Source organism: Amycolatopsis pigmentata, from assembly GCF_042684065.1.
Classification (GTDB): domain Bacteria; phylum Actinomycetota; class Actinomycetes; order Mycobacteriales; family Pseudonocardiaceae; genus Amycolatopsis_E; species Amycolatopsis_E pigmentata.
This window is the reverse complement of the sequence record NZ_JBHUKR010000007.1, coordinates 1189535-1208210: the sequence shown is the minus strand read 5'-3', so window position 1 is coordinate 1208210 and position 18676 is coordinate 1189535. Positions and strand designations below refer to the sequence as shown.

Genomic DNA, 18676 nt, shown 5'->3' with positions numbered 1-18676 from the left:
GCTGAATCGTAAGCATGCCGGAGGTGTTCCGGCCTAGTCCTGGCAGCCTTCTCGTGATCGCCGTGACATCTTCACGGAAAGTGTTCAAGCCCTGTTCACGCCGATTCCGCCGGATTGTGACCGTCCAGCCATGAGATGCCCGCCAGCCGGGCGAGATCCTTTTCGGACAGACGCAGCGACCCGGCCGCGACGTTGGCCTCCAGATGCGCGAGATTCGCGGTACCGGGAATGGCCAGCACGTTCGGCCCCTGGTGCAGGGTCCAGGCCAGCCGCACCTGCGCCGGCGACACCCCATGGTCCCGGGCCACCACGTCGACCGGCTCCTCGTCGGCCCCGCTCGCCACCGAAAAGAACGGCACGAAGGCTATTCCACGCTCCGCGCAGATCCTGACGAGTTCATCGTCTTCACGCCGGACGGCGAGACCGTATTGATTTTGCACACAGACCACTGGCGCGATCGCCTGTGCCTCGTCGAGGTGCGCGAGGCCGACATTGGAAATGCCCAGATGCCGGATCATCCCGGCTTCCCGGAGTTCGGCCAGGGCGCCGAACCGGTCGGCGAGCGAGCCTTCACCGCGTTCGAGCCCGTCGCCGATGCGAAGGTTGACCACGTCCAGGTGGTCGCGGCCGAGCTGGCGCAGATTTTCCTCGACCTGGCCCCGAAGCTGTTCGGGGCGCGCCTGGGGCAGGAACCCGCCCGAAGGATCGCGGCCAGGCCCGACCTTGGTCACGATGACCAGGTCTTCCGGGTATGGGCGCAGGGCGGTGTTGATCAGCTCATTGGCCGAGAGGCGCGGGTTGAAGTAGAACGCGGCGGTGTCGATGTGGTTCACACCCAGTTCGACGGCACGCCGCAACACCGCGATGGCCGTGTCCCGGTCTCCGGTGCCACCGTCCGCGCGTAAGGCCAGGCGCATCGTGCCGTAGCCGAGGCGGTTGACGGTGAGGTCGCCGAGAGTCCAGGTGCCCGAAGCGGAGGCGTTGACCGTTTCTGTCATGGAACCAGCCTGATCCGCCGCGCCGGTCTCGCGAGCGGATCGGCAACTTCCTGCCATTCGGTCCGTGACCGCGCGATCCTGCCACACTGGAAGCGTGGAGACGATCGGCGACACCGGCGATGTCGTGGTGCGGGGCGAAGAAGAACTTTTCATCCGGACCGCGCACTTGTTCGGGGTCGCGCGGGACATCGCCTGCGCGGCCAACACGATGAACACCTGGGCCGCTTCGCGGGCGAAGGAAGTCGATCCGGGCGACCTGGACGGACGGCGGGTGCGCAAGCTTTACCGGCCGGGCGTGCTGCTCGAAGCGGGGCGGGCCGAGCGGCTGCGGGAGTTGGCGCGGCTCGGCGCGCACATCCGGATCGCACCGGACGAGATCAATGAAACGATCATTCTCGACGGGCGGATGGCGATCCTGGCCGGGGACTCCTCGCATGGCCCCCGCAGTTTCAGTGTGTTCACGCGAGGAGAAGTGGTCGCGGGCGTGGCCTCCCTGTTCGAAGCGGCCTGGCGGCGAGCGACCCCGCTGTCGGTGTTCGACGCACGATTCGCCGAGGTGAGGGCACTCGCGCCGCGGATACTCGATGTCCTGGCCTCCGGCTGCAAGGACGAGACCGCGGCGCGCACCCTCGGCCTCGGCCTGCGCACCTACCGTCGCCGCGTGGCCGAGTTGATGGAGGCGCTCGGCGCCACCTCACGCTTCCAGGCGGGCGCCCGCGCTCGTGAACTCGGCCTGATCTGAGAAACCGTCTTCGAACCGGAAGGTGCCTGGAGTGGTGAGTGGTCGCCCTCCAGGTTTCAAGACAACACCGAGGTCAGCGGCCCTGGGCGGCGACCGCCGCCGCGGCTTCCTTCGCGGCGGTGGGGTCCAGGTAGGTGCCGCCGGGCGTGACCGGAGTCAGGTCGGCGTTGAGGTCGTAGCGGAGCGGGATGCCGGTGGGGATGTTCAGACCCGCGATTTCCGCGTCGGAGATCGAGTCGAGATGCTTGACGAGCGCACGCAAGGAGTTGCCGTGCGCGGCGACCAGCACCGTCTTGCCCGCCCGCAGATCCGGCACGATCGCCGAGTCCCAGTAGGGCAGCAAGCGGGCCACGACGTCCTTGAGGCATTCGGTCAGCGGCGCGTCACCACCGAGCGACGCGTAGCGCGGGTCGGCGTCCTGGCTGAACTCGCTGCCTCGCTCGATCGGCGGCGGAGGAACGTCGTAGGAGCGGCGCCAGAGCATGAACTGGTCCTCGCCGAACTCGTCCCGCACCTGCTTCTTGTTCTTGCCCTGGAGGGCACCGTAGTGACGTTCGTTGAGACGCCAGTCCCGGCGGACCGGGATCCAGTGGCGGTCGGCGACGTCGAGCGCGATGTTCGCGGTGCTGATCGCACGGCGTAACACCGAGGTGTGCACGACATCAGGCAGCAGGCCGGACTCGACGAGCAGTTCGCCGCCGCGTCGCGCCTCGGCCTCGCCCTGCTCCGACAGGGGTACGTCGACCCAGCCGGTGAACAGGTTCTCCGCGTTCCAGGTGCTCTGCCCGTGGCGGAGCAATACCAGCGTCCCTAGTTCGGCCATGCCGTAAGCCTGCCAGAACGGCCATCCGGAAGCCGCACGGGCCAGCGCCGGAAGTTTTCACGGAATGTGCGTCCGCGCCGACCTGCGAGATCACCCTGTAGTTAAGCACGACGCCAATAAGCCCAGCTCACTGGGACAGATGTCGCTTTCCGTAAGCATCCTGAACAAAATTCACTCTAATGGAGCAGCCGGTAGTCTTGTGATTACTGGAGGAAATCTGACAAGTTGGCAACGTCCCGCGAAGCTGGAACCACGCACTCCCCAGCGATCGCGGGGTACGACCGCAGCTCGTCTCCCCCCTGCCGGGCTGCGGCCCCGCCGGCCCCGTTGGCACTCCCCCTCGCCACCGGGTCCACACAGCGGCGGGAGCGTCAGCGGGGCGGCCTGAGTTCGCGACTCCCCCTCCCTCAGGCCGTCCCGCCTCCCCCGCGGGCGAATCCCCCTTCCGATCACGCACAGTGACCGCACGCGCGGTCAGTTCGTTCGGGTTTTTTGTGGAGCAAGGTGTCTTTACTCCTCATCATCCGTAGTAAAGACACCTTCCTTCCCTTCCGGCTCGACGAGGTGCTTGAACGCCTCCAGGTTGGCCAAAGACTCGCCTCGTGACACGCGCCAGTCCCACTCGCGCTTGATCGAGCTTGCGAAACCGATCTCCAGCAGGGTGTTGAAGTCGCCGTCGGCGGCCTCGACGACCTGACCCAGGATCTTGTCGAGACCCGACTCGGTCACCGTGTCCAGGCCGAGCCTGCCGACCAGGTAGATGTCCCCCAGAGCATCCACCGTGTAGTGGACTCCGTAGAGCTTCGCGTTGCGGCGCAAGAGAAATCGGTAGACCTCTTCGTGCGCCTCGTCGGGCCTGCGGCAGACGAAGGCCTCGATCACGAACGCGTGCTCACCGACGATCAGCCAGCAGTTGGTCTGCAGCTTCCGGGTCCCGGGCAGCGTGACGAAGTACCGCCCCGTGCCCTTCTTCTCGTACTTCAGCCCAAGATCGTCCACAGTGGACTGGATGATCTCGTCCAGGCTCATGCTCGTCCCTCCGCGACTTGTCCGGCTCATACCGCGACCTCCGATCGCAGCGCGGAGAACGAATCCGCCGCCGCCGCGTAGGTGCTCAGCAGGGCGTCGGTGGTACGGCTCCAGGAAAACCGGCGCGCGTGGCGCACGGCGTTGACCGCGAGAGCCTCCCGCAGTCCCGGCCGCAACGCCACGTCGGCCAGCGCGGCGGCCCAGTCGTCGTCCGCGTGCGACGGCACCAGCAGCCCGGACTCGCGGTGCGCGACCGCAACCGGCAGGCCCCCGACCTCGGCGGCGACCACCGGCGTGCCGCAGGCCTGCGCCTCCAACGCGACCAGCCCGAACGACTCGTTGTAGCTGGGCACCGCCACCACGTCCGCGGCGCGGTAGACCGTCGCGAGTTCCTCACCCGGCTGTGGGGGCAGGAAGACGGTCTGCTTCTCGATACCCAGGGAGACGGCCAGGTCCCGCAATGCCCGCGGCTGTTCGAGCCCGTTCCCCGACGGGCCGCCGACCACCAGCACGACGAGCCGTCCGGCCAGTTCGGGCTGCCGCTCCAACAGACGCGCGGCGGCGCGCAGCAACACGTCCGGCGCCTTCAACGGCTGGATGCGGCCGACGAAGGCGAGCACGATGGCGTCGGCAGGCACACCGATCCGGCGGCGCGCGTCGGCACGCGGGCCGGGCGTGAACCGTTCGACGTCGACACCGGGTGAGACGGTCCGGACCGCGTTCGGGTCCGCTCCGTAGAGGCCGACCAACTGACCCGCCTCCACCGAGGTGTTCGCGACCAGGCAGTCGGCCTCGGCGACGACCTGCTCCTCACCGATGACCCTGGTCCGCGGCTCGGGCTTGTCCCCGTCGGCGAGCGCGGCGTTCTTGACCTTGGCGAGCGTGTGCGCGGTGTGCACGAGCGGGACGCCCCAGCGGTCCCGCGCGAGCCAGCCCACCTGCCCGGACAGCCAGTAGTGCGAGTGGATCAAGTCGTAGTAGCCGGGCTCGTGGAACGCCTCCGTGCGCAGCACGCCCGAGGTGAACGCGCACAGCTGCGCCGGCAATTCGTCACGGGCGAGCGGTTCGAACGGCCCGGCCGGGATGTGACGCACCAGCACGCCCGGCGCCAGTTCGGCCGCAGGCGGCTGGTCGGAGGAGGTGGCCCTGGTGAACACCTCGACGCTGATTCCCCGCCGCGCCATCTCCGTCGCGGTGTGCGTGATGTAGACGTTCATGCCGCCGGCGTCCCCGGTACCCGGCTGCTCGAGCGGCGAGGTGTGCACGGAAAGCACCGCGACCCGGCGCGGCCACATCGTCGCGACTCGTCGAGAACCGTGCAGCGAGATCGTCACTGAAGTTCACTCCCCGGGGTCGTACGGCGCCGCCACCTCCCCCCAACGTACGCGGGCCCCCGGAATCTTCCCGGCCGCCGTGAGCGGGGAACTCAGCTCTTGAGGGCGGACCTCGACTTCCAGGACGACCAGTCGACGAGCCAGTCCATCACGTCCGAGGTGACCACGGGCCCGAGCCGCGAACCGGTGATCTCCACCGGATCCCCGACGAGCGCCGAGTCGTAGTAGTCCTTGGCGTCGGCCTCGAGGAGGTTGACGCAGCCGTGGGAGTTGTTGGTCTTGCCGATCGCGGCGGCGTTGTCCTGGTTCTCGTGCATGTATTCGCCGTGGTTGGAGAACCGGCAGGCCCACTTCTTGTCGACGTTGGTGTAGCCGTAGCGCGCGTTGTCGAAGATCGCGTGCGGCTCCTTGGACATCACGATGTAGGTGCCGTTCGGGGTGTTGCGGTCGATGTCGGAGTCCAGGCCGTTGCTGCACGGGTAGCTCTTGACCTGCCGGCCGTCCCGGTAGACGTTCATCACGTGGTCCGGCGTGTGGATCTTCACCACCTGGTTGCGGCCCACGGTGAACTTGCTGGTGACGTCGGCCTTGGCATAGGTACCTCCACCGAGGTCGATGCCGTAGAGATGGGCGCCCACCGTGATCTCCACGCCCGCGGGCCAGTACTCCTTGGGCCGGAAATCCACCTGACGGGACGAAAGCCAGCCCCACGATCCTTCGACGGTCTTCGAGGTCTTGAGCGTGAGCGCCTTCTCCACCTCGGCCTTGTTCGTCACGTCCGCGGCGAACTTGACACTCACCGGCATCGCGACCCCGACCCGCGCGTCGTCGGACGGATTCACGCTGATCCGGGTCTGCTGCGCGGGCTTGAGCGTGGTGAAAGTACCGGTGAGCTGGACGGGCTTGTTGTCGTCACCGGTGGCGCCCGCGGCGTAGGTGTACGTCCGGTCGTAACCGAGGACGTCGGAGCTGGTCCACGCCGTGCGGTCGGCGTTGAAGGTCCCGGGGACCTCCTTTCCTTCCGCATTGGTCACCTTGACGTCGGTCAGTTTTCCGGCGGTGACCTTGACCGTCACCGGATCGCGCACCGATACGCCGCCGGCGCCCACGGCGGGTTCGGTCGTGATCTTCGCTACCGGTTCGACGGGTTTCGGTGGCTGCGCGGGGGCCGCGGCGCCACCGTTGAGGTGAACGTCGCCGGTACAAGCCGCGGCCAGCGCCGCGACCCCCGAGGCGAGCGTGGCCTTGAACACCGTCCGTCTTTCGATCACGATTTCCCTCCACCCCGGCCGACCACAGTGTTGTTCGAACCTTGCAGTCTTGACTGGACGTCATCGAGCCCGGCTTGGTTGCTCGTTTGTCCCCTAGATCCCAGAATGCCACGGTTTCGTTAACACGGCGGGAGGTACGGACCTGCCCTGCCGTCGTCGGAAACTTCGGAGGGAGTGATGTTCAGAAGTCGCAGTTGATCAGCAGGGGTTCCGGGACGAGGGTGACGCCGAAGCGGGCGCGGACTCCGTCACGAACTTCGCGAGCGAGCGCGAGGAGATCGCCGGTCGTGGCCGGGCCGCGGTTGGTCAGCGCGAGGGTGTGCTTGGTGGACAACGAAACCCGGCCTCCGGGACCCGGGTGTCCTTTGGCGAAACCGGCATGTTCGATGAGCCACGCGGCGGAGAGCTTCACCCCACCTCGGGCTGAATACCGGGGGAGGTCATCGGGCAAGCGGTCGAGCATGCCGGGCCGCACGATCGGGTTGGTGAAAAAGGACCCAGCGCTCCACGTGTCGTGGTCGTCCGCGTCGAGCACCATTCCCTTGCCGCGCCGCAACTCCAGCACCGCTTCGCGGACGCGCTCGGCGGGTGCCTGCTGATCGGGTTCGACTTCCAGCAGACGAGCCAGTTCGGGATAGCGGATCGGCGCGGAAAGGCCGTCATCGCGAAGCGCGAACCGCACGCTCAGCACGATCCTCGCGTCACTGCCCTTGAGCACGCTCGTCCGGTAGGAAAAGCCCAGATCCGCGGCCGTCATCGTGACGATCTCGCCGGTACGGCGGTCGAAACACTCGATCGAGACCAGCAGGTCGGCCACCTCGCACCCGTAGGCGCCGACGTTCTGGATCGGTGTCGCGCCCACCGAGCCGGGGATACCCGAAAGGCATTCCAGTCCGGAGAAGCCCTCGCCGGCCATGGCGGCGACGAACTCGTCCCAGTTCTGCCCCGCCGCGACCTCGACCTCGGCGCCGTCGAACCGCCAGCCCTCGGTGGCGATCTTGATCACCGTCCCCGCGAACCCGGCGTCACCCACCACGAGGTTCGACCCGCCGCCGAGCAACAGCACGGGTTCACCGGCCGCGCGGGTCGCCTCCAGCAGGTCATCGGTGGTCTTGGCGATGACGAACCGGCCCGCCGGGCCACCCAGCCTCAGCGTGGTGTGGTCGGCCAGGAGGGTCCGGGTCTCGACAGGGCTCATGGGCACAAACCGTAGAGGAACACCCGTCCGGCCTCGCCTTGGCTCATCCCTTCGCGCCGCCCTCCGACGCCGCAGCGTGTCCGTTGAGGGCGGTGGTGGGGGTACTGTCTGCGCTCATGGCAGCGCGTATCGAGCACCGGGCGGAGTTTTCGCGAGGCATCGCGGACGTGTTCACCGCGGTGGCCGGACGGGAAGCGGTCCAGGCACGCCTGGACGCCATCGGTGGGCACAACGCCCGGATCGTCACGTACTCGCACGACGGCGACCAGTGGCGGTTCGTGCTCCACCAGGGCGTGACCGCCGACAAGCTTCCGTCGTTCGTGCGCACCCTCCACCGTGGTGACCTGGTCGTCGAACGCGAGCACACCTGGACGAAGACCGGTGACACCTACACCGGCGCGGTGAAGGCGACCGTTTCCGGTGTGCCGGGAGACATCGGCGCCCGCACCGACCTGGTAGCCGAGGGGGCCCGGACCGTGCTGCGTACCAACGGCGAAGTGAAGGTCCACCTTCCCTTCGTCGGCGGCAAGATCGAGGGTTTCGTCGCCGGGCAGGTCACCGACCTGCTGCGTAGTGAGGCCGAATTCACGGCTCAATGGCTCGGCGAGCCGTCGTAGGATCGCCGACCCGGGGAACCACCCATCCGAACCGGCTGCGCCGCGTCGACCGCTGGCTGACGACATCGCCGCGAACGTGGTCGCTGCTCCGGGGCGCCGCGGACCCGCTGGTGGTGGATCTGGGTTATGGCGCCTCCGGCGTGACCACCGTCGAACTCGCCCACCGCCTGCGCAAGGTCCGTCCGGACGTGCGGGTGCTCGGACTGGAACTCGACCAGGACCGGGTCGAGGCCGCGCTGCCGCACGCCGATCCGCCCCGGCTGGAGTTCCGGCAGGGTGGGTTCGAACTCGCCGGGACCCGTCCGGTGCTGGTCCGCGCCTTCAACGTGCTGCGCCAGTACCCGGAGGAGGAGGTGCCCGGAGCGTGGCGGCACATGCTGGCCGGGCTCGCGCCCGGCGGCATGCTCGTCGAGGGCACCTGTGACGAGATCGGCCGGCTCTCCACGTGGATCGCGCTGACCGCCGACGGCCCGCTCAGCCTGACCCTCTCCTGCGCCCTGGACACGCTCGACCGTCCGTCCACAGTGGCCGAACGATTGCCGAAAGCCCTGATTCACCGGAATGTTCCGGGCGAGCGCATTCACGCTCTTCTGTCCTTATTGGACAGGTACTGGGCTGTCGCGGCACCGCACCGGGCGTTCGGCGCGCGCTTCCGGTGGGTGGAGACGGTGCGCATGCTCGCCGCAGGCGGGTGGCCTGTGCTGGGTGGCCAGCGCCGCTCGCGAATGGGCGAACTGACCGTGCCCTGGCACACGGTCGCCCCTGCGTGACCTTTTTCCGGTTGTTTCCGGCGGGCGGAGGCGAATCCGGCTGTTAACCCGGCACACCGCGCTGCGTCACCTCGACGTGGCCTTGGGTGATCACAATAGGGCGAGCGGGCGCGCCCGGCGCCGACGACAGCTGGGAGTCGAGATGCCCTGGACCACCGACCGGCGGAATGCCCGTGGCTGACACGCTGAGCCAGATCGCCGCGGCTCTGCACCAGGTACTCGGCTCACCGTGGCTCTGGCTGATCGTCTTTCTGGTGGCCGCGCTCGACGCGCTGGTGCCGTTCATGCCCAGCGAGACCACTGTCGTCACGGTCGCCGTGTTCCTCGGGCCTGCCCTGCCGAAACTGGCGCTGCTGGCCGTGGTCGCGACCGCCGGAGCCTGGACCGGCGACTGTCTGTCCCACGGGATCGGCCGCCGGGCAGGTCCGGTCATGGCACGACGGCTCGAGCGCGGCCCCGGTGGCGAGGCACGCTACGAGTGGGCCCGGGCGCACCTCGCCCGTCACGGCGCCTTGCTGATCATCGGCGCGCGCTACCTTCCTGGCGGCCGCCTTGCCACCGGACTCGCTACCGGCGGCATGGGCTTTCCGTGGCTCCGGTTCGCCGTCCTCGACCTCGTGGGCGCGGCGATCTGGGCCGTGTACAGCACGGCCGTCGGGTTCGTGGGCGGCGCGAGCTTCGCCGGCCGTCCGGTGAAGGGGCTGCTTCTGTCGTGCGGGATCGGACTGCTCGTGGTGGGCGCCATCGAGGTGGCGCGGCGGCTACGCTCGCGCCATGCGACACGAGTGGTACCTCACCGCGATCCGGAACCAGTGCGCCGAACTGCGGTCGGCGGCGATCGAAGCGGGGCCGGACGCGGAAGTCCCGACCTGTCCGAAATGGACCGTCGCGCGGTTGGTCGGTCACTTGGCAAGAGTGCAGTCGTGGGCGCGCGCCGCGGTGGGGGCTACGGCGGGGCACGACGTCCGGGCCGGTGACCCGCCCCAAGCCTGGGACGACCTGCTGAGCTGGTGGGACGAGCAGGTCACGGGCCTGCTCGCCGAACTGGAGGAGCCGGAGAAACCGGCCTGGACACCGTTCGCGCGGATGCCGGGGACCACGGGAGCATGGGCGTGGCGGCAGGCCCACGAGGCGGCGATTCACCGCCTGGACGCCGAGCACGCACGTGCCGGGGACGCCGACCCGAACGCCGTCCCGGCGCTGCTGTTCGACCCCGATTTCGCCGCCGACGGAATCGAGGAACTGACCACTTTGATGGTGCCGTCGATACGCCGGGCGGACGAGGCGGCCGACGGGGGAACCGTGCTGCTGCACGCGACCGACGTGGCGCTCAGCTGGACCGTGCGGATCGAACCCGGGGCCACGCCGGAGACCACGCGCGGAGGTTCGGCCGGGGACCTGACGATCGCGGGCACCGCGGACGCCGTCTACCGGCGGCTTTGGGGTCGTCCGAGCCACGCCTCGGTGACCGGCGAAACCGGCCTGCTGGAGACACTTCGAGCACCGTGAGCGAGGATGGCGGGGTGCCCGATCGACGCTACGTGATCACCTTCGGCTGCCCCGACCGGACCGGCATCATCGCCCGTGTCGCCTCTTTCGTCGCGGACGCGGGCGGCTGGATCGTCGAGGCCGCCTACCACGCGGACCCCGACACCGGCTGGTTCTTCACCCGGCAAGAGATCAAGGCCGACTCGCTGCCGTTCGGGCTGGCCGAACTACGCGCGCGGTTCGCCGAGGTCGCCGCGTCCCTGTCGGCGGAGTCGAACTGGCTCGTCCAGGACAGCGGCATCCGGCCGCGCGCGGTGATCCTCGTCTCCCGGGAAGGTCACTGCCTCTACGACCTGCTCGGCCGCGTCGCCTCCGGCGAGCTCGACGTGGACGTGCGGGCGGTGATCGGCAATCACGACACCCTCGCCGACATCACCCGCGCGCACGGCATTCCCTTCCACCACGTGCCGTTCCCGCCGGAGAGCAAGGCGGAGGCCTTCGCCGAGGTGCGGGAGATCGTCGCCGCGCACGACCCGGACGCGGTCGTGCTCGCCCGCTTCATGCAGATCCTGCCGCCGGAGGTGTGCGACGAGTGGGCCGGGCGCGCGATCAACATCCACCACAGCTTCCTGCCGTCCTTCGCCGGTGCCCGGCCCTACCACCAGGCCTACCAACGCGGGGTCAAACTGATCGGCGCGACCTGCCACTACGTCACCGCCGACCTCGACGCCGGACCGATCATCGAACAGGACGTCATCCGCGTCGACCACGGCGACAGCGTCGCGGACCTGGTGCGCAAGGGCCGGGACATCGAGAAGGTCACCCTCGCCCGTGGCCTGCGCTGGCACCTGGAACGCCGGGTTCTGGTCCACGGCAACCGCACCGTGGTCTTCTAGTTCACCCGAAGACGGCCCAGACGACGGCGATCAGCACGGTATAGACCATGATGACGGCCCGGATGACCATGACCCGTCGGCGCTCGGACCACTCGGTGAAGCGCAGCGACCAGGCCAGGCCGCCGACGGCCAGGATCGCGTGCATGGTCACCGCGTGCACCGGCTTGAGGGCACCCGCCGTGGTGTAGGCCAGTTGCGGGTCACCGCCCCGGGCCAGGCGCACCCCGTCGGCAATCATCATGGCGCCCACCGCGAGCGCGCCCATCAGCACAGTCAGCCCGAAGCGCAGGGCCAGCAGCATGCTCGGCGAAAGTGCCGTCGTGGCCCGCCACGCGGTGACCGTGAAGCCGAACACGGTCGCGATGATCACCGCACCACCCAGCGCGAGACCCATCGAAACCACGGAGTCGAAACCGGACTCGAAGTTGAAATGCGAGGGCACCCGCCGCCAGACCTGCATGGTGATGAGCGCGACCTCGACCACACTGACGCCGGTGAACGCGCCGAGCAGAAGCGTGCGAGTTCTCGGACGCATCGCGAGAAACGATGTCGCCCACGCGAGCGTCGCCAGCGTGAGTCCGAAGGACAGTCCGAAAGTCATCGCCTTGCGGTACGACAAGGGGCCTTCCCAAGTCGTACCCGTGGTCACCAACACGCCGAAATGAACGAGACCACTGGTGAACAGCACCGCCGCCACCAGGTATGCGACACGCTCGACGCGCCGGCCCTGAGCCCACTTTTCTACCAACGCGGCCCGCGCCCTGTCGACCGCGGGCCGCACACCGGGCGAAGTCGTTTCACCGGGTGGGGATCCGAACGTTTCCATGACACCGATCGTGCGGTTTTCCCGGCGTCACGTCGTCATTCTGGCTGCGTCTCCTCTTCCTACGCCCGGAGGCGTACGGCCACGCGGCGCGCGCCTCTCCGCAGTGGACAACCGAACCGTCAGGAAACGGAGAGCTCCGCCAACTTGTCGAGCACCCCGTCGTAGATGCGCTTGAGGCCGACCGGAGCGAACGTCTTCTCGAAGAATCCGCCCATCCCGCTCGCGCCCTCCCAGGTCGTCTCGATCCGCACGATGGTGCGGTCACCGGCGGCGCTCACGGTCCACGTCGTCACCATGGTCGAGTTCGCGTCGGTCTCGACCAGGGTGCCGGGCGCGGGCTCGGTCACCGAGGCCAGCACGTCACGGACTCGTTTCGAAGTGGCCTGGAGCTTCCACTTCGCCTTCGTGCCCGCACCCGTGCCGCCCTCGACGACTTCGTAGTCGCGGTAGTGCTCGGTCAGGATCCGCGGCCGCGTGTCGGCGTAGTCGGCGACCAGCGCCCGCACCTTCTCCACCGGCGCGCCGATCGTGCGTTCGGCGTGAGCATGAACCTTAGCCATGGCCGCGACTCTACTGTGCCGTTCGTTACCGACCCGACGGCAGCCACGGCGGAAACGGGCGTCTCCAAACAGGTCCGCCGCAGATCCGTATCCGCCTACTTTCGGTCGGCTTCGTAACGCTTACGTCAGCCCCTGATGCGACAGCCAGTCCTTGGCCACGTCGGGCACCGCGTCACCGTCCGCATCGACCTGTTTGTTCAAGTCACGCAGTTGCTCGGTGGTCAGCTTGGCGCTGACCGCGTTCACCGTGTTCTTGAAGTCGTCCCCCCGCTCGGCGAGGATCTTTCCGTTCACCGCGGGGACGATGTTCTCCGTGGCGACGATTCCCAGATCGTCCTGCAGCACCGTGTACTGCGGGTCCGCGGTGGGCGGGCTGACCGAGTCGACCGGGATAACGGTGACCGCACCGGACCGCAGTTGCTCCAGGCGAGGGCCGGCCTCCTGGACGCTGGAGAACGTCACGTTCAACTTGTAGGCGTCGCGGAAACCGACGAAGCAGTTCGCCCGCGTCCCGCATTCCGGTGGTCCGGCCAGGGTGACGGCGCCGAGCTTGGCCAGGTCGCTGATCTTGGTCAAACCGTGCTGCCGCGCCAGATCGGACTTCACGATGTAGGTGTTCTTGTTCTCCGCCGGGGCGTAGTTCAGCAACGAGACACCCGACGGCGCGAACAGCTGGGCGAGCTTGGCGTGCTCGGATTCGGCGTCCTTCGGGGCCTGCTCGTTGAAGCCACTGCTGATCGCCGCACCCTGGTACTCCGGGATGAACTGGAGTTCCCCGGACTTCAGCGAGGGATAGACCAGTTCACGCGAACCGATGTTGAACTTGCGCGTCACCGGATAGCCCTTCGCCTCCAACGCCTGTGCGTAGAGTTCGGCGAGGATCTGGCTGTCGGTGAAGTTGAACGAGGCCACCACGATCGGGTTGCCACCCTTGCTCGCCGCCGCGGGCTGTCCGCCGCCACCACAGGCGGTCAGGCCCAGTAGTACCGCCGCCACCACCGCTCCGGCCTGCAACTTCCGAGTCCAGCGCATCCGCTTCACCCTCCTGTTGGCGCGCGAGTACGCAGACCATATAAGCAGCCAGGGACAAAAACCACATTCTGGGAAACACACTGTGACGGCGTCCACGCCTATGCTGGCCCGGTGGATGGATCGATCGTGCTGGCCGAGTCGACCCGGCCGTTGTTCGAGTGGCGCTGGGTCGAGCGTAACGCGCACAACATCGTGCGAAGGCTCGGAGAACATCTGTCCCTGACCGCCACGGCGCTGGCCATCGGCCTGATCGTGTCGGTTCTGCTGGCCGTGATTTCCTTGCGCTGGCGGTGGTTCTACTCGCTCTCGCTGGCCGGCGCCGGTGCCCTTTACGTGATCCCGAGTCTCGGTGCGTTCGCCCTGTTGGTGCCGTTTTTCGGGCTGTCGTTCACCACCGCCGTCATCCCGCTCGCGACGTACACGCTGCTGATCCTGTTACGCAACATCGTCACCGGCGTCGAGCAGGTGCCCGCCGACGTGCGCGAAGCCGCGGTCGGTATGGGGTTCACGCGGATGAGACTGTTGCTCCGCGTCGAACTGCCTCTCGCGCTGCCCGTGGTGATCGCCGGTCTCCGGGTCGCCGCGGTCACCACCATCGGTTTGGTGACGGTCACTTCGATGCTCGGCATGGGCGGACTCGGGTACTTCATCCGCCAGGGCATCCAGACCACCACCCCCAACCCGACCGCGATCATCGTCGGCGTCGGATTGTCCATTGTGCTGGCCGTGGTGGTCGATCTGCTGCTGTGGCTGTCGGAACGGGCGCTCGCACCGTGGGCGAGGAAGGCGCGCGCATGAACATCTGGGACCAGACCTGGCAGTGGTTGAGCCGGCCGGGCCGGTGGAGCTGGAGCGACCCGGCCGGGATCCCCTACCGCACCCTCGAACATCTCGGTTTCTCCGCGCTTTCCCTTGCGGTGGCGGCGATTCTGACCATCCCGTTCGCACTGTGGCTCGCGCACTACCGCCGCGGCGCCTTCCTCGCCGGCAGCGTGGTGAACATCGGCCGCGCGGTGCCGAGTTTCGGGCTGATCATTCTGGTCTGGTATCTGGCGAGCCGGTGGCAGTTCAGCACTTCGTTCTGGCCGTTGCTGATCGCACTGGTCGCGCTCGCTCTGCCGCCGCTGTTCGCCAACACCTACGCCGGCGTGATCTCCGTCGACGCCGGCGCCGTCGACGCGGCCCGCGGCACCGGGCACACCGAGACGCAGATCATGCTCGGCGTGGAACTCCCGCTGGCGTCGCCGGTGATTCTGGCCGGCGCGCGGGTCGCGTTCCTGCAACTGATCGCGACCGTGGCGATCGGGGCGATCGTCAACGACGGAGGCGGCCTCGGCCGGTACATTGTGGACGGTTTCGCCCAAGGCGCGGGAGGCTACGGCGAGATCCTGGCCGGCGGGGTGGCGGTGGTGCTGCTCGCCCTCGCGTGTGACGGCCTCTTCAGCTTGCTGACCCGCCTCGCGGTGCCCAAGGGCCTGACCGCCACGACCGCAGTGCGCGCACGAGCGCTGTGATCTCCGGCCCGAGCGGCCGGTCGACGAGCACGGCGGGCACGATCTCGCCCACTTGGCGATAGACGTCACGAAGCGCGGGCGCGCCGGGGTTTCCCCGGAGGACGTGCGCCTGGTGTGCGGTGATCAGCTCGCACGCGGTGATCACGAGCAGCCGGTCGAGTGCCTCGCGCAACTGCTCGCCCGCCGCGCAGGCAAACGCTTGCACGTCCTCCTGGCCCGCCGAGGTGTCCAAGGAACCCAGGGTGGCCGGCGTGCTGAGCAGTCGCATCGCGTGCAACTCGCCCACCGCCCTCTTGTGCAGGGGTGACAGCCCGGCCTGCGGGCCGGGATCGGGGGTGAGCTGCGCGGGCAGGCCGGAAAACCGGTCGTCGAGCATGCGGTGGATCCGCTGGACGCCCACCTCCGCCAGATGCGTCAGCGAAGCGGTGACGGCGTCCATGCGCAGCCCCAGTTCGGTGGCGTGGAAACCGGCGGTGGAAACGAACTCCCCCTCGACGAAGGCCGGGGAATCCGTGGGCATGGCGAGAACTCTTCCGGCCGCGGATTCGAGTTCGGCCAGGGTACGGCGGGCATAGGCGACGGCATGGGGTGCGACGCGGACCGAGACGGGCGCCTGGACCAGTTCCGGTCGTTCGGCCGCCTCCGCGGTCAGGGCGTGGACCTCGGCGAGCACACCGGTGAGAACCCGGTCCGGACCACCCAGGGCCGAACGGTAGACCGCACGGGGGGCACCGAGCACGTCGACGGCCATGGCACAGGTGACGAGCTGCCGGTCCACCGCGAGCGAAGCCTGCTCAACCCGCAGCAGCGCGTGCGCGACGGCCACCGGAGTTCCCTGCAGCAGGCTGATCCCTTCCTTCGGACCTGGACGGTAGGGGTCCACACCACGGGAAGAAAGCGCTTGCGCGGCCGGTACTTCCCGACCGTTTTCGAGCACCGTGCCGATGCCGGCGAAGGTCTGGAAGGCGTGGCACAACGGGATGATTTCCCCGGCCGAACCCAGCCCGGTGCGGGGAACAGCAGGCACGAACCCGTCGTTGAGCCGGTCGGCCACAAACCGCGCGAGTTCCGCACTAGCCCCGGTCTCGGGCATGAGCACATCGCGGAGCCGCACGGCTAATACCGCGCGAACGTCGTCGTCAGGCAGCCAGGGCGGACCTCCGACAGCCCGGCCGATCAGGAGCCTCACCTGGTGATCGGCCTGTTGCTCCGCCGTGAGCACCGTCCCGGCGAGCCTGCCCATGCCGGTGTTCACGCCGTAGACCGGCTTCGCGCTTTGCGTGAGCGCCGCCAGGACGCGTTTCCGGTGCGCGGCGACGGCGGTCATGAGCCCGTCGTCCAGCCGGACCGGAGCGCCTGCCGCGATCCGCCGAATGGTCCGGCTGTCCAGATCGTCCGGGGCGGTGACGAGGACGGTCACTCGACCGGCTTGGCCAACCCCTCGATGACCTCGGCGCCGGGCAGCGAGGCCAGTAGCGCACCGGTCACCAGGAGCTTTCCGCCCCGGACACCGCTGCCGATCACCAGTTCTTCAGCGTCGGCGACGGCCATGTCCACGAGGATCGGCCAGCCCGCGGGCAGGCCGATCGGCGTGATCCCGCCGTATTCCATGCCGGTGAGGCTGACGGCCTCCTCCATCGGCGCGAACGATGCCTTGCGCACGTCCAGCCTCCGGCGGATCACACCGTTCACGTCGGCCCGGGTGGTGGCGAGCACCAGCGCGGCCGCGTACCGGACATCCCCGCCGCGCTTACCAGCGACGACGACGCAGTTCGCGGACGCGCTCATCTGGGACGAATACGCCTCGCAGAAAGCCGCGGTGTCCGCGAGTTCGGGGTCGATCGCCACCGCTCCGATGTCGGAATCGTCGAGCGTGGCGAGAGCTTTGACGACGGGTTCGGCGAGCAGGTCGGGGCGTTCGGCCGCCGGCTCGACGGTCAGGGTCCCGGCAACGGTCCAGTTCCGCATACCCAAAGACTAATGGGCGGCGACCTACCAGTTCCGGCCGCCGCGCTGGACCTCGATCAGCTTCGGACGGACGTCCACGATGTACACCAGCACCGCCACGATCCCGGCGAGCCAGAACAACGTGCCCGCGCCACCGAAACCGAACAGGCCCATCGCCACCGTGCCCGCGCCGGTGATCCCCAGCCAGATCGGTTTCGTCTTCCGGTCCGCGGCGGCGAAGGCGTCGGCGCGCTGCGTCAGGGCGTGGATGAACGCGAAAACGCCGGCCAGGGTTCCGGCCCAGCTGATGACCAGCATGATCCACGCGGCGATAGGCGGCACTGTTACAGCTTACGTCCCTTCTACCCCTTCTATCCCTTCCCCTGTGACCAAGGATGCCACGAAAGGCCCGTCCGGAACCACAGTCCGGACGGGCCCTGGCAGGTCAGTCGTTACTTCGAGGTGGTGGATCCGCCGGACGGTTTCTTGGCCGCCGGCGACGTGCGCCGGGTGGTGCTGGTCGTGCGCGAGGTGGTCGTCTTGGGAGCGGGCTTCGCGGGAGCCGGCGCGTGCTCGACCTTCCCCGCGGCGGCCTCGCTCGCCTCCGCCACCTTCTCGCCACCGGTGCGGGCCTTCTTGGATACGGTGCCGAGGACATCCTCGACCTTCTCCTTGGCCTCCGCGCTCACTTCACCGACGCGGTCCTGCGCGGTGTGGAGGACCTCCTCGACCTGCTTGAGTACGTCCTTCACGCGCGGCTCGGCGAGGAAGCGGTCCCAGGCCTGCTCACCGGTCTCGGCCAGCTTGTTGTAGAGCTTGAGCGCGGCCTCGGTGTAGTCGTCGATGACCTTGCGCAGTTCGGCCGGGTCGAGCCGCTCGCGCAGGGTGGTCACCTCGGTGGGCAGCTCCTCGATGTTCTTGCGCGCGGCCTCGCCGGTCTCGGTGACCCGCTCCTTCGCCTTGGACACGACATCGGCGACGGCCTGGCTCGCCAGGTTGCCGGCACCGAGCGCGGCCAGCAGCGGCGTGCGGAGCTGCTCCGTGGCGCTGCTCACGGCCTTGCGCACTTCGTCAGTCCGGTTGGTGTTCCGGCTGGTGTTCGCCATGATGATCACTCCCTGGGGTGACTTCCCCGCCGTTTCCGGCGGTGTTTTCGCGTCGGAAGGACTCGTACACGTCCAGCAGCACCTGCTTCTGCCGCTCCGTGAGCTCGGCGGCCGCGCGGATCGCGTCGGGCACCGGCCCGCCGGAGGGCAGATCGAGGATTCCCGCCTGGACGTACAGGGCTTCGGCGGAAATCCGCAGTCCTTTGGCGATCTGCTGGAGGATTTCCGCGCTGGGCTTGCGGACCCCTCGCTCGATCTGGCTCAGGTACGGGTTGGACACTCCGGCGAGTTTCGACAACTGCCGCAACGAAATCTTCGCGTTGTTGCGTTGCTGCCGGATGTACTCGCCGATGTCGGAGGCGATGTGGCCGACCTTCTCGATCGGTCCCGGCTGGTCGTCGGCCTCGGCCACCTTGCCTCATCCCCTTCCGACAGTTCCCACGGTACGCGTCAGCGCTAGCTATTGCAAGCGCCTTGCTTGCACCCGATCGGGTGTGATCCGCACTACCGTAGGCGGCCGCGCGG

Annotated in this window: 21 protein-coding genes and 1 pseudogene; 8 read left to right on the top strand and 14 right to left on the bottom strand. The window is 68.3% G+C overall.

Annotated elements, in window-relative coordinates; all coding sequences use genetic code 11:
• Window positions 1–95: 95 nt before the first annotated feature.
• On the bottom strand, window positions 96–998 hold the full coding sequence (locus ACFSXZ_RS18865) for an oxidoreductase (RefSeq protein ID WP_378266326.1): 903 nt from the start codon (window positions 996–998) through the stop codon (window positions 96–98).
• Between the two features lie 94 nt (window positions 999–1092).
• Here ACFSXZ_RS18865 and ACFSXZ_RS18860 point away from each other — a divergent pair, with 94 nt between their 5' ends.
• On the top strand, window positions 1093–1740 hold the full coding sequence (locus ACFSXZ_RS18860; RefSeq protein ID WP_378266325.1) for a helix-turn-helix transcriptional regulator: 648 nt from the start codon (window positions 1093–1095) through the stop codon (window positions 1738–1740).
• Between the two features lie 73 nt (window positions 1741–1813).
• Here the strand turns inward: ACFSXZ_RS18860 and ACFSXZ_RS18855 are convergent, their stop codons facing one another.
• The 5 genes from ACFSXZ_RS18855 to ACFSXZ_RS18835 form a co-directional block, all read right to left on the bottom strand.
• Entirely contained in the window at window positions 1814–2563 is a 750-nt protein-coding gene (locus tag ACFSXZ_RS18855; RefSeq protein WP_378266324.1) for a phosphoglyceromutase, read from the bottom strand.
• 510 nt (window positions 2564–3073) lie between these two features.
• Window positions 3074–3592, bottom strand: coding sequence for a type III secretion system chaperone family protein (locus ACFSXZ_RS18850; protein ID WP_378266323.1), 519 nt, complete (start codon window positions 3590–3592; stop codon window positions 3074–3076).
• A 26-nt stretch (window positions 3593–3618) separates the two neighbouring features.
• Window positions 3619–4887 carry a D-inositol-3-phosphate glycosyltransferase gene (gene mshA / locus ACFSXZ_RS18845; protein ID WP_378266522.1) on the bottom strand — a complete coding sequence of 423 codons (1269 nt, stop codon included), beginning with the start codon at window positions 4885–4887 and terminating at the stop codon, window positions 3619–3621.
• Between the two features lie 131 nt (window positions 4888–5018).
• Complete coding sequence (locus ACFSXZ_RS18840; protein WP_378266322.1) at window positions 5019–6197, bottom strand: L,D-transpeptidase; 1179 nt, start codon at window positions 6195–6197, stop codon at window positions 5019–5021.
• A 181-nt stretch (window positions 6198–6378) separates the two neighbouring features.
• A complete protein-coding gene (locus tag ACFSXZ_RS18835; RefSeq protein ID WP_378266321.1) occupies window positions 6379–7395 on the bottom strand; it encodes a UDP-N-acetylmuramate dehydrogenase in 1017 nt (338 codons plus the stop codon).
• 116 nt (window positions 7396–7511) lie between these two features.
• Here ACFSXZ_RS18835 and ACFSXZ_RS18830 point away from each other — a divergent pair, with 116 nt between their 5' ends.
• The 5 genes and pseudogenes from ACFSXZ_RS18830 (at window position 7512) to purU (ending at window position 11166) form a co-directional block, all read left to right on the top strand.
• Window positions 7512–8012 (top strand): DUF2505 domain-containing protein, encoded by a 501-nt coding sequence (locus ACFSXZ_RS18830; RefSeq protein ID WP_378266320.1) that lies wholly within the window; start codon window positions 7512–7514, stop codon window positions 8010–8012.
• A complete protein-coding gene (locus ACFSXZ_RS18825; RefSeq protein WP_378266319.1) occupies window positions 7991–8782 on the top strand; it encodes a class I SAM-dependent methyltransferase in 792 nt (263 codons plus the stop codon). The genes ACFSXZ_RS18830 and ACFSXZ_RS18825 overlap by 22 nt, the downstream gene beginning before the upstream one ends.
• 167 nt (window positions 8783–8949) lie before the next feature.
• Window positions 8950–9429: pseudogene (locus tag ACFSXZ_RS18820) on the top strand (DedA family protein); the annotation flags it as partial.
• A 127-nt stretch (window positions 9430–9556) separates the two neighbouring features.
• Window positions 9557–10291: a maleylpyruvate isomerase family mycothiol-dependent enzyme gene (locus ACFSXZ_RS18815; protein ID WP_378266318.1), complete on the top strand. Its 735-nt coding sequence runs from the start codon at window positions 9557–9559 to the stop codon at window positions 10289–10291.
• A gap of 14 nt (window positions 10292–10305) precedes the next feature.
• Window positions 10306–11166 (top strand): formyltetrahydrofolate deformylase, encoded by an 861-nt coding sequence (purU, locus tag ACFSXZ_RS18810; protein ID WP_378266317.1) that lies wholly within the window; start codon window positions 10306–10308, stop codon window positions 11164–11166.
• 1 nt (window position 11167) lies between these two features.
• Here the strand turns inward: purU and ACFSXZ_RS18805 are convergent, their stop codons facing one another.
• The 3 genes from ACFSXZ_RS18805 to ACFSXZ_RS18795 all read right to left on the bottom strand — a co-directional run bounded on the left by ACFSXZ_RS18805 (window position 11168) and on the right by ACFSXZ_RS18795 (window position 13584).
• Entirely contained in the window at window positions 11168–11992 is an 825-nt protein-coding gene (locus tag ACFSXZ_RS18805) for a hypothetical protein (RefSeq protein ID WP_378266316.1), read from the bottom strand.
• 119 nt (window positions 11993–12111) lie between these two features.
• Window positions 12112–12552 (bottom strand): SRPBCC family protein, encoded by a 441-nt coding sequence (locus ACFSXZ_RS18800; RefSeq protein ID WP_378266315.1) that lies wholly within the window; start codon window positions 12550–12552, stop codon window positions 12112–12114.
• Window positions 12553–12672: 120 nt separating this feature from the next.
• Window positions 12673–13584, bottom strand: a complete 912-nt coding sequence (locus tag ACFSXZ_RS18795; protein ID WP_378266314.1) for an ABC transporter substrate-binding protein — start codon at window positions 13582–13584, stop codon at window positions 12673–12675.
• Window positions 13585–13695: 111 nt separating this feature from the next.
• Between ACFSXZ_RS18795 and ACFSXZ_RS18790 the strand changes: the two genes are divergently transcribed.
• Window positions 13696–14382, top strand: coding sequence for an ABC transporter permease (locus ACFSXZ_RS18790; RefSeq protein ID WP_378266313.1), 687 nt, complete (start codon window positions 13696–13698; stop codon window positions 14380–14382).
• Complete coding sequence (locus ACFSXZ_RS18785; RefSeq protein WP_378266312.1) at window positions 14379–15098, top strand: ABC transporter permease; 720 nt, start codon at window positions 14379–14381, stop codon at window positions 15096–15098. The genes ACFSXZ_RS18790 and ACFSXZ_RS18785 overlap by 4 nt, the downstream gene beginning before the upstream one ends.
• Here ACFSXZ_RS18785 and ACFSXZ_RS18780 read toward each other — a convergent pair.
• From ACFSXZ_RS18780 to ACFSXZ_RS18760, 5 genes are all read right to left on the bottom strand, one after another.
• Window positions 15025–16473 carry an aromatic amino acid lyase gene (locus ACFSXZ_RS18780; protein WP_378266521.1) on the bottom strand — a complete coding sequence of 483 codons (1449 nt, stop codon included), beginning with the start codon at window positions 16471–16473 and terminating at the stop codon, window positions 15025–15027. The genes ACFSXZ_RS18785 and ACFSXZ_RS18780 overlap by 74 nt on opposite strands.
• Window positions 16474–16514: 41 nt before the next feature.
• Window positions 16515–17066, bottom strand: a complete 552-nt coding sequence (locus tag ACFSXZ_RS18775; RefSeq protein WP_378266311.1) for a YbaK/EbsC family protein — start codon at window positions 17064–17066, stop codon at window positions 16515–16517.
• Between the two features lie 24 nt (window positions 17067–17090).
• Window positions 17091–17387, bottom strand: a complete 297-nt coding sequence (locus ACFSXZ_RS18770) for a DUF2516 family protein (RefSeq protein WP_378266310.1) — start codon at window positions 17385–17387, stop codon at window positions 17091–17093.
• A 110-nt stretch (window positions 17388–17497) separates the two neighbouring features.
• Window positions 17498–18151 (bottom strand): hypothetical protein, encoded by a 654-nt coding sequence (locus tag ACFSXZ_RS18765; protein ID WP_378266309.1) that lies wholly within the window; start codon window positions 18149–18151, stop codon window positions 17498–17500.
• Entirely contained in the window at window positions 18117–18533 is a 417-nt protein-coding gene (locus tag ACFSXZ_RS18760; RefSeq protein WP_378266520.1) for a helix-turn-helix domain-containing protein, read from the bottom strand. The genes ACFSXZ_RS18765 and ACFSXZ_RS18760 overlap by 35 nt, the downstream gene beginning before the upstream one ends.
• Window positions 18534–18676: the final 143 nt, after the last annotated feature.

Coding starts and splice junctions, on each gene's coding strand:
- ACFSXZ_RS18815 (WP_378266318.1), top strand. CDS start 9,557: ATGCGACACGAGTGGTACCTCACCGCGATCCGGAACCAGTGCGCCGAA.
- ACFSXZ_RS18825 (WP_378266319.1), top strand. CDS start 7,991: ATGGCTCGGCGAGCCGTCGTAGGATCGCCGACCCGGGGAACCACCCAT.
- ACFSXZ_RS18765 (WP_378266309.1), bottom strand. CDS start 18,151: ATGGCGAACACCAGCCGGAACACCAACCGGACTGACGAAGTGCGCAAG.
- ACFSXZ_RS18800 (WP_378266315.1), bottom strand. CDS start 12,552: ATGGCTAAGGTTCATGCTCACGCCGAACGCACGATCGGCGCGCCGGTG.
- mshA (WP_378266522.1), bottom strand. CDS start 4,887: ATGTGGCCGCGCCGGGTCGCGGTGCTTTCCGTGCACACCTCGCCGCTC.
- ACFSXZ_RS18835 (WP_378266321.1), bottom strand. CDS start 7,395: ATGAGCCCTGTCGAGACCCGGACCCTCCTGGCCGACCACACCACGCTG.
- ACFSXZ_RS18775 (WP_378266311.1), bottom strand. CDS start 17,066: ATGCGGAACTGGACCGTTGCCGGGACCCTGACCGTCGAGCCGGCGGCC.
- ACFSXZ_RS18855 (WP_378266324.1), bottom strand. CDS start 2,563: ATGGCCGAACTAGGGACGCTGGTATTGCTCCGCCACGGGCAGAGCACC.
- ACFSXZ_RS18785 (WP_378266312.1), top strand. CDS start 14,379: ATGAACATCTGGGACCAGACCTGGCAGTGGTTGAGCCGGCCGGGCCGG.
- ACFSXZ_RS18850 (WP_378266323.1), bottom strand. CDS start 3,592: ATGAGCCTGGACGAGATCATCCAGTCCACTGTGGACGATCTTGGGCTG.
- ACFSXZ_RS18805 (WP_378266316.1), bottom strand. CDS start 11,992: ATGGAAACGTTCGGATCCCCACCCGGTGAAACGACTTCGCCCGGTGTG.
- ACFSXZ_RS18830 (WP_378266320.1), top strand. CDS start 7,512: ATGGCAGCGCGTATCGAGCACCGGGCGGAGTTTTCGCGAGGCATCGCG.
- ACFSXZ_RS18865 (WP_378266326.1), bottom strand. CDS start 998: ATGACAGAAACGGTCAACGCCTCCGCTTCGGGCACCTGGACTCTCGGC.
- ACFSXZ_RS18795 (WP_378266314.1), bottom strand. CDS start 13,584: ATGCGCTGGACTCGGAAGTTGCAGGCCGGAGCGGTGGTGGCGGCGGTA.